The sequence below is a fragment of the Segeticoccus rhizosphaerae genome (assembly GCF_009192725.1).
Lineage (GTDB): Bacteria > Actinomycetota > Actinomycetes > Actinomycetales > Dermatophilaceae > Segeticoccus > Segeticoccus rhizosphaerae.
On sequence record NZ_VOHR01000173.1, the window covers coordinates 1 to 8280 of the forward strand.

The 8280-nt window shown below is 70.4% G+C and carries 7 protein-coding genes and 1 pseudogene; 2 read left to right on the top strand and 6 right to left on the bottom strand.

Features of this window, described 5'->3' with window-relative positions; genetic code table 11:
* The 3 genes and pseudogenes from FRW57_RS13655 to FRW57_RS13665 all read right to left on the bottom strand — a co-directional run.
* Positions 1-436, bottom strand: a pseudogene (locus FRW57_RS13655) (hypothetical protein); the annotation flags it as partial.
* Positions 437-598: 162 nt separating this feature from the next.
* Positions 599-1348, bottom strand: coding sequence for a TIGR03936 family radical SAM-associated protein (locus tag FRW57_RS13660; RefSeq protein WP_152186233.1), 750 nt, complete (start codon positions 1346-1348; stop codon positions 599-601).
* Between the two features lie 31 nt (positions 1349-1379).
* Positions 1380-3383, bottom strand: a complete 2004-nt coding sequence (locus tag FRW57_RS13665; RefSeq protein ID WP_238999426.1) for a TIGR03960 family B12-binding radical SAM protein — start codon at positions 3381-3383, stop codon at positions 1380-1382.
* An 86-nt stretch (positions 3384-3469) separates the two neighbouring features.
* Here FRW57_RS13665 and FRW57_RS13670 point away from each other — a divergent pair, with 86 nt between their 5' ends.
* Both FRW57_RS13670 and FRW57_RS13675 read left to right on the top strand, forming a co-directional pair.
* Positions 3470-4450, top strand: a complete 981-nt coding sequence (locus FRW57_RS13670) for an MBL fold metallo-hydrolase (protein ID WP_137123385.1) — start codon at positions 3470-3472, stop codon at positions 4448-4450.
* Complete coding sequence (locus tag FRW57_RS13675) at positions 4447-4881, top strand: MmcQ/YjbR family DNA-binding protein (protein WP_137123386.1); 435 nt, start codon at positions 4447-4449, stop codon at positions 4879-4881. The genes FRW57_RS13670 and FRW57_RS13675 overlap by 4 nt, the downstream gene beginning before the upstream one ends.
* Here FRW57_RS13675 and FRW57_RS13680 read toward each other — a convergent pair.
* From FRW57_RS13680 to FRW57_RS13690, 3 genes are all read right to left on the bottom strand, one after another.
* A complete protein-coding gene (locus FRW57_RS13680; RefSeq protein WP_137123387.1) occupies positions 4872-6713 on the bottom strand; it encodes an AMP-dependent synthetase/ligase in 1842 nt (613 codons plus the stop codon). The two genes, FRW57_RS13675 and FRW57_RS13680, sit on opposite strands and share 10 nt — an antisense overlap.
* Before the next feature lie 105 nt (positions 6714-6818).
* The gene (rodA, locus tag FRW57_RS13685) at positions 6819-7940 is read right to left on the bottom strand and encodes a rod shape-determining protein RodA (protein WP_202911715.1); all 1122 of its coding nucleotides are present in this window, start codon (positions 7938-7940) and stop codon (positions 6819-6821) included.
* A 5-nt stretch (positions 7941-7945) separates the two neighbouring features.
* Positions 7946-8280, bottom strand: a 335-nt coding sequence (locus tag FRW57_RS13690; protein WP_203230324.1) for a riboflavin kinase, incomplete at its 5' end; no start/stop codon positions are given.

The following is an 8280-nucleotide window of genomic DNA, read 5'->3' on the forward strand; positions in this document are numbered from 1 at the left end:
CGCGGCGCCGACGGGGCGCCACCGGGTCCGGCGCCTGGAAGAGGACGCCCACGGCCGGGGCAGGGGGCCGGTCGTCCCGGTCCGCCTGCGCTGCCGAAGGCTCCGGCTCAGGGGCAGCGCCCTCGTCGGCGGTGGCTGACTTCTTGGCAGCCCTCTTGCGTGGCGCTGCCGTCGTTGCCGTGCTGGCCTTCTTCGTCGCCTTGCGCGGTGCCCGCTTGGCCGCCGTCTTGGCGGGCTCGACCGAATCACCGTCCGCTGAGCCGTCGGGCTGCTCGGGTGATGCTGTGGCCACAGGGGCCTGCGCCTTCTTGGTGGCCTTGCGTGGGGCGCGCTTGGCGGCCTTCTTGGGCGGCGTGGCGGACTCCGCAGGTGCCGGCGAATCGGTGTCGCCCGGGGCGTCGGGTGCTGCGGAGAAGAGATTGTCGTCAGATGCCATGTGGGGCGTCTCCCGTCAGCCACGGGACGGGGACCACACCGGGGCCAACCGGCCCTCGCCATCCGCGTGGTGCGCGGTGTTCGTCGTCCTCCCGCGGGAGCGGGATGACGGAAGTCGTCGAGCTACAGCTGGCCCGGCTCGCGCAGGGTGCGCGTCACCAGCTCAGCTGCCGTCGACGTCCCGGTCGGCGGCCAGTGGATCAGCCACCCTCGCGGTTGCGGGGTGCAGCGGGCCCTGAGCCAGCCGGGTCACCAGGGGTGGTGCCGGCGGCACGAAGTCAGCCACTGCTCGCAGCGCGGTGAGAACATCGTCGGGGCGCACGGCCGGTGTGGTGTGCCGTACGACCATCTGCAGTATCGCACACGAACCGTCCTCCGACCCCGACGCGGCCAACGACACGATGGCCCCGCGGACGTCGAAGGTTCGAGGCCCCTTCTTGAACAGTCGCGTCACCTCGTGACGGTCCTGCGCCAGCAGCGCGGCGACCGCAGCCTCGGCCCGACTGACGGACAGCCCGGTGAAGACCAGCTCCCACTGACTGGCCTCCAGCCGGTCGGCGAGCGCCCCCGTGCCCGCCTCGACCACCTCCAGGACGTCGAGCCCGCGAGGGAGCGCCTCGTCGAGCGCCGCGCGCACCCGCTCCGGGTCGACCCGGTCCGTCACCGAGATCTCGAAGTACTCCGCCTCGCTGGCCGTGCCCGTCGGGGCCGCGTTGGCGTACGAGATCTTCGGATGGGGGTGGAACCCGGCCGAGAAGGCCATCGGCACGTCCGCCCGGCGCAGCGCCCGCTCGAGCGCGCGCTGGAAGTCGCGGGTCGAGGAGAACCGCAGGCGCCCGCGCTTGGCGTAACGCACGCGAAGCTTCTGCACCGCGGGATCGGGCTCGGGTCCGTCAGGGGTGCGCTTGGCCATGGCCGGAGGGTACCCGCGTGGACGGGACGGGTCAGGGCCGCTCGAGCAGGGCCGGCTGCCCCGATCCGACGACGGTGAGGGGAAGCAGCTTCTGGCCGGTCGGGCCGACCTCGATGTCGGTGCCCATCTGCGGGCAGACCCCACAGTCGAAGCACGGCGTCCACCGGCAGTCGTCGACCTCGGTCTCGTCGAGGGCGTCCTGCCAGTCCTGCCACAGCCATTCCTTGTCGAGGCCGGAGTCGAGGTGGTCCCAGGGCAGGACCTCGGCCTGACCGCGCTCCCGGGTCGTGTACCACGCGACGTCGATGTCCCAGGGCAGCTCCGCGAAAGCCTCGCCGGCGCAGCGCATCCAGCGTTCGTAGGAGAAGTGCTCGCTCCAGCCGTCGAACCGGCCCCCGTCACGCCAGACGGCCTCGATGACCCGGCCGACCCGGCGGTCTCCGCGGGAGAGGAGTCCTTCCACGATGCCGGGCTGGCCGTCGTGGTAGCGGAATCCGATCGCCTTCCCGTAGCGCTTGTCGGCCCGCAGGGCGTCGCGCAGCTGGTGCAGCCGCGCGTCCGTCTCCTCCACGCCCAGCTGCGCGCACCACTGGAACGGAGTGTGCGGCTTGGGCACGAAGCCGCCCACCGAGACGGTGCACCGGATGTCCCGCTGCCCACTGACCTGGCGGCCGGTCTCGATGACGCGCTGGGCGAGGTCGGCGATCTGCAGGACGTCCTCGTCGGTCTCGGTCGGCAGGCCGCACATGAAGTAGAGCTTGACCTGCCGCCAGCCCGCGCCGTAGGCCGCGGCCACCGTCTTGATCAGGTCCTCCTCCGTCACCATCTTGTTGATGACCTTCCGGATCCGCTCGGAGCCCCCCTCGGGCGCGAACGTCAGCCCCGACCTGCGCCCGTTCCTGGTCAGCTCATTGGCCAGGTCGATGTTGAACGCGTCGACCCGCGTCGAGGGCAGCGACAGGCCGGTCTGGGTGCCCTCGTAGCGATCGGCCAGGCCCTTGGTGATGTCGGCGATCTCGCTGTGGTCGGCGCTGGAGAGCGAGAGCAGGCCGACCTCCTCGAACCCGGTGGCCGCCAGACCCCTCTCGACCATCTCGCCGATGCCGGTGATCGAGCGTTCGCGCACGGGCCGGGTGATCATGCCCGCCTGGCAGAACCGGCAGCCGCGGGTGCAGCCACGGAAGATCTCGACCGACATGCGCTCGTGGACGCTCTCCGCGAGGGGCACCAGCGGTTGCTTGGGGTAGGGCCAGGCGTCGAGGTCCATGACCGTGTGCTTCGAGACCCGCCAGGGCACCCCGGGCTCGGTCGGCACCACCCGCTTGATCCGCCCGTCAGGCAGGTAGTCGACCTGGTAGAACGCCGGGACGTAGACACCGCCGGTCCGGGCGAGGTCGCGCAGCAGTCCTTCACGACCGCCGGGGCGCCCCGCGGCCTTCCAGGTCGTGACCAGGTCGGTGACCATGAGCACGGCCTGTTCGCCGTCTCCCACGATGGCCGCGTCGATGAAGTCCGCGATCGGCTCCGGGTTGAAGGCCGCGTGACCACCGACGATGACGAGGGGGTCGTCATCGACACGGTCCTGCGACCGGAACGGGATGCCGGCCAGGTCCAGCGCGGTGAGCATGTTGGTGTAACACAGCTCGGTGGAGAAGGAGAGGCCGAAGATGTCGAAGTCGCGCACGGCGCGGTGCCCGTCGACGGTGAACTGCGGCAGTCCGTGAGCCCGCAGCAGGTCCTCCATGTCCGGCCACACGGCATACGAACGCTCGGCCAGGGCGTCGGCACGTTCGTTGAGCACCTCGTAGAGGATCATGACGCCCTGGTTGGGCACGCCGACCTCGTAGGCGTCGGGATACATGAGTGTCCACCGCGCGGTGAGCTCGTCGCCGTCCGGGCCGAAGCCTCCGCAGTTCCAGTCCTTGACCTGAGAGTTGAGCTCCCCGCCCACGTACTGGATCGGCTTGCCCACCTGCTCGAAGAGCGGCTCGAGCAGGGGGTAGAGGGACTCTCCCGGCAGTGTGGCAGCAGACATGTCCTCCAGCCTAACCGCGCGCCGTCAACTGGCCGCCCGCCGAATTGAGGGCGACGGTCCGGCCCGTCCGGCCTAGCATGGCCGCGATGAGCACTCCCGCGACCCACTTCTCCGGCGACGCGCCGGTCCCGCCCGACCTGGACATCGTGTGGGCGCACGGCGCTCCGACCCAACGGCAGGACACGGATCCGCCGATCCAGACGCACTGGGTCGACGCCAGCACGGCGGTGCTGCGACAGAGCAAGGCAGTCTCGGCGGAGGCGCCCTTCCTCTACCTCTTCCTCGGCGACGACCGGGCGATCCTGCTCGACACCGGCGACGCCGCGGAGAGCGAGCGGTGCGACGTGGCCGGTGCCGTCGATGGCCTGGTCGTCGACTGGCAGGCGAACCATCCACGCCCGGGGGACGCGCCGCCATACGAACTGGTGGTCGCCCACACCCATGCCCACCACGACCACATCAAGGGCGATCCGCAGTTCGCCGGGAGGCCGGCCACGACGGTCGTCGGCTCGGACCTCGACTCGGTGCGGGACTTCTTCGGCTTCACCCGCTGGCCGGCCGAGGTCGTGACCTTCGACCTGGGTGGACGGGCGCTCGAGATCACGGGGATCCCCGGCCACCACCGGACGTCCATCGCCGTCCACGATCCCTGGTCGGGCCTGCTGGTGACCGGTGACACCGTCTACCCGGGACGGCTCTACGTCGAGGACATGCCCGCTTTCGTGGACAGTCTCGAGCGGCTGGTCGAGCTGTCCGCCAGCCGTCGGGTCACGGCGGTGATGGGCTGTCACCTGGAGATGAGCGGCACCTCCGGACGCGACTTTCCGTTCGGTGCGCGCTATCAGCCGGACGAGGCGCCGCTGCCGATGACCGTGGACCAGCTGGTGCGGCTCCGCGACCGAGCCCGGCAGGTGGCCGACCGCCCTGGGCAACACCGGTTCGACGACGTGGTCATCTACAACGGCCGGTCGACGCTGCCCATGCTGCGTCTTGTCGCGCGCGGCGGACTGGCCACGGCTCGACGCCGGATGTCCTCGGTCCTTCCCCGTCGCCGAGGCCGATCGTGAGTGGTGGGGCCGACCCGTTGGAACGCCTGCGGCGTCTGTGTCTGGCACTCCCCGAGGTGACCGAGCGGCTCAGCCACGGGGAGCCGACGTGGTTCGTCCGCGACAAGAAGACCTTCGTGATGTATGCCGACCACCACCACGACGAGCGACTCGCCTTCTGGGCTGCGGCGCCCGAAGGAGCCCAACAGGTGCTCGTCACCAGCGGCCCCGAACACTTCTTCCGGCCGCCGTACGTCGGCGGGCGCGGCTGGGTCGGTGTCTACCTGGACGTCGACGTCGAATGGGACCACGTCGAACGCATCGTCGAGGACGCCTATCGGCGCGTGGCCCCGAAGCGACTTCTCGCGGCGCTCGACTCGGCCGGCTCGTCGCCGGTGACCTTGACTCCCAAATTGGTGACCCGCGACGCGGACGCCGACGATCAGACGTAAAGGCCGTCGAGCTCCGCCTGGTACTTCTTGGTCACGACCCGACGCTTGAGCTTGAGGCTCGGGGTCAGCTCGCCGGCCTCCACGGTGAGGTCGTGGTCCAGGATCATGAACTTCTTGATCGTCTCCCAGCGGTTGAGCTGCGTGTTGAGCTCGTCGATGTAGCCCTGCACCATCTCCCGCGCCTGCGGCGAGCTGACGATCTCGGCATACGAACGTCCTTGCAGGCCCTGGGTCTTCGCCCACTGCTCGATCGCCTCCGGATCGAGCGTGACCATGGCCGAGACGAAGTTGCGCCCGTCGCCCTCGATCACCAGCTGGCTCGCGTAGGGGCACAGGCCCTTGAACATCGCCTCGATAGCCGAGGGTGCGACGTACTTGCCGTTCGAGGTCTTGAACAGGTCCTTCTTGCGGTCGGTGATCCGCAGGAAGCCCCGGTCGTCGAGGTTGCCGATGTCGCCGGTGCGGAACCAACCGTCCTCGTCGATCGCCTCCCGCGTGGCGTCCTCCAACCCGTGGTAGCCCCGCGTCACCGCCGGCCCGCGCAGCAGCACCTCGCCGTCGTCGGCGACCCGCACCTCGGTGCCCGGAAGCGCCCAGCCCACACTGCCGATGTCATAGCCACCGGGGTAGGGCCGGTTGACGAAGGCGGCGGCGCTGGTCTCGGTGAGTCCGTACCCCTCGAGGATGAGCATGCCCACCGCGTCGAACCACTGCGCCACGTCCCGGTTGAGCGCCGCCGACCCCGAGATGAAGAACCGCACGCGCCCACCGAAGCGCTCTCGAACGGTCCGCAGCACGAGCCGGTCGGCGACGGCGTGCTGGGCAGCCAACAGCGCGCCCGGTTTGCGTTCCTGCAGCCGCAGCTCGGACACCTTGCGACCGACCCCCACGGCCCAGTGGAACAGCGTGGCCTTGATGCCACCCTCGCCGTCGATCATCGTGTTGACCCGTCCGTAGGCCTTCTCGAAGATCCGCGGTGCTGCGCCCATGAAGGTCGGCTTGACCACCGCGAGGTTGTCGACGATCTTGTCGACCCGTCCGTCCACCGCCGTGGGGAAGCCCACCTGGAGGGGCAGCATCAGCAGGACCTTGCCGAAGACGTGGGCGAGCGGCAGCCAGAGGAACTGCAGGTCGTCCGGCGAGAGGATGCCGATGGCGTCCACCGCCGCTCCCTCGTAGGTCCACGCGGAGTGCGGCAGCCGCACGCCCTTGGGCCGGCCGGTGGTGCCCGAGGTGTAGATGATCGTGGCCAGGTGCTCAGGGACGAGCGCGTCGATACGGGAGTCCACCACGCCCGGCTCCCGCTCGAGCCGCTGCCGGCCGAGCTCCTCGAGCTGCGCCAGCGTGATGACCCACTCGTCGTCCGGCGTGCCGTCGATGGTGACGACCTTGACGACGTCCGGCAGCTCGCTGCGGTGCTCGCGCAGCTTGGCGAGCTGGGCGTCGTCCTCCGCGATGACCACCCGGCTGCCCGAGTCGGCCACGATGTAGGTGACGTCCTCGGCCGAGGTGGTGGGGTAGACCGTGGTGGTCGCGGCACCGGCGCACATGACGGCGAGGTCGCCCAGCACCCACTCGACACGGGTGGCGGAGGCCAGCGCGACCCGCTCCTCCGGCTCGATCCCGAGCTCGATCAGTCCCGCCGCCAGGCGGTAGGCCCGGGTCGCCGACTCCTCCCAGGTGAGGGACCGCCACTCCTCGCCCACCGGATAGCGAAAGGCCTCGTGGTGGGGCGTGGCACGCACCCGGTCGCGGAACACGTGCCCCACGCTCGGGGCGCGGTTGTCGATCAACGCATGGTTGACGGTCTCGTCCTGCACGGAACGAACCATGGGGCCCTCCTGGTCGCGATGGTCCGGAGCCGGATCATCTCAGGAGAACCGTCGAAGCGCACACCCCGGGGCACAAAAGTGACCGGTCGGTAACCGGCTCGGTCCTCAGCCCCGGCGCAGGCTCGCGAGGTGTGCGTTGTTCAGCAGGCCCACGGCCAACCAGCAGGCGAACATGCTCGAGCCACCGTAGGAGACGAACGGCAGCGGGAGCCCCGTGACCGGCATCAGCCCGAGGTTCATCCCGACGTTCTCGAAGACCTGGAAGATGAGCCAGCAGGCCACGCCGACCGCCACCAACCGGCTGAACGCGTCCTCGGTCCGGACCGCGATGACCAGCGCACGGACCACCACGAACCCGAGCACCAGCAGGAGCCCCGCCGCGCCGAGGAATCCGAGCTCCTCCCCCGCCACCGAGAACACGAAGTCGGTTTGCTGGAACGGGATGAACCCGCCCTGCGTCTGTCGCCCCTGGAACAGGCCCTTCCCGCCCCAGCCTCCGGAGCCGATCGCGATCCGCACCTGCCGCGTCTGGTAGCCGATGCCGGACGGGTCGGCCTCCGGGTGTGCAAACGCGACGAGGCGGTCGCGCTGGTAGGCGCTGAGCAGCGGCGTGGTGAGGGCCACGGTGATCCCCACCGCGACCAGGCCGACGGCCCCGAGCACCCATCGTCTCGGCGCCCCAGACACCGCGATCACGCCGAGGGCGAGCGCGCCCAGCACCAGCGCGGAGCCGAGGTCGGGCTGCAGCATCACCAAACCGATCGGTATGCCGGCCACGAGCCAGGCGAGCGCGACGTCGCGGTGCGAGGGGGGCCGGTCACGGTCTCTTCCCTCGGCCAGGATCATGGCCAGCCCGATGCACAGCGCCACCTTGGCCAACTCGGAGGGCTGGACCGAGAAGCCGCCCGGCAGCTCGATCCAGGAGCGCGAACCGTTGATCGTCGAACCGACGGGTGAGAGCACGAGCCCGAGCCCGAGCAGGGAGGCGAGGTAGACCCACGGTGCCCAGGCGCGCAGCCCCCGAAAGTCCAGGCGCGTGACGGCGGCCGCCAGGACCACGCCGATCGCGGTGTTGATCAGGTGTCGCACGGCGAGGGCGCTGCCCAGCTGGTGCCGGGTCGCCGACCAGACCAGGACCGCGCCGATGAGGGACAGGCCGAGCGCGGCGATCACCAGGCCCCAGTCGGTGCGCGCCCAGACCAGCCCCGGGCGGTCCACCGAGCGCACAGCCGTCAGGGAGTGGCGCGGGAGTCGGACGGGCCTGACCGTGGCAGGCCGAGCACGGTACGGGTGCGCTCGACGTCGTCGGCCATCTGCAGCAGCAGGCTCTCGATCGACTCGAAGCGGTCGTTGGAGCGCAGCCGGGCCGCGAACTCGATGGCGACGCGCTCGTCATACAGGTCGAGGTCGGTGCGGTCGAGGACATGGGCCTCGACGGTGCGCTCCACGTCATCGAAGGTGGGGTTGGTGCCGACCGAGATCGCGGCGGGCAGGCGCCGCTCGGGCTCGTCGGCGGGCCGGTCGAGGCGCACCAGCCACCCGGCATACACGCCGTCGGCCGGCACCA

Excerpts from the sequence above, each read along its gene's own strand:
- FRW57_RS13660 (WP_152186233.1), bottom strand. The coding sequence starts at position 1,348 with ATGGCCAAGCGCACCCCTGACGGACCCGAGCCCGATCCCGCGGTGCAG.
- FRW57_RS13665 (WP_238999426.1), bottom strand. The coding sequence starts at position 3,383 with ATGTCTGCTGCCACACTGCCGGGAGAGTCCCTCTACCCCCTGCTCGAG.
- FRW57_RS13670 (WP_137123385.1), top strand. The coding sequence starts at position 3,470 with ATGAGCACTCCCGCGACCCACTTCTCCGGCGACGCGCCGGTCCCGCCC.
- FRW57_RS13680 (WP_137123387.1), bottom strand. The coding sequence starts at position 6,713 with ATGGTTCGTTCCGTGCAGGACGAGACCGTCAACCATGCGTTGATCGAC.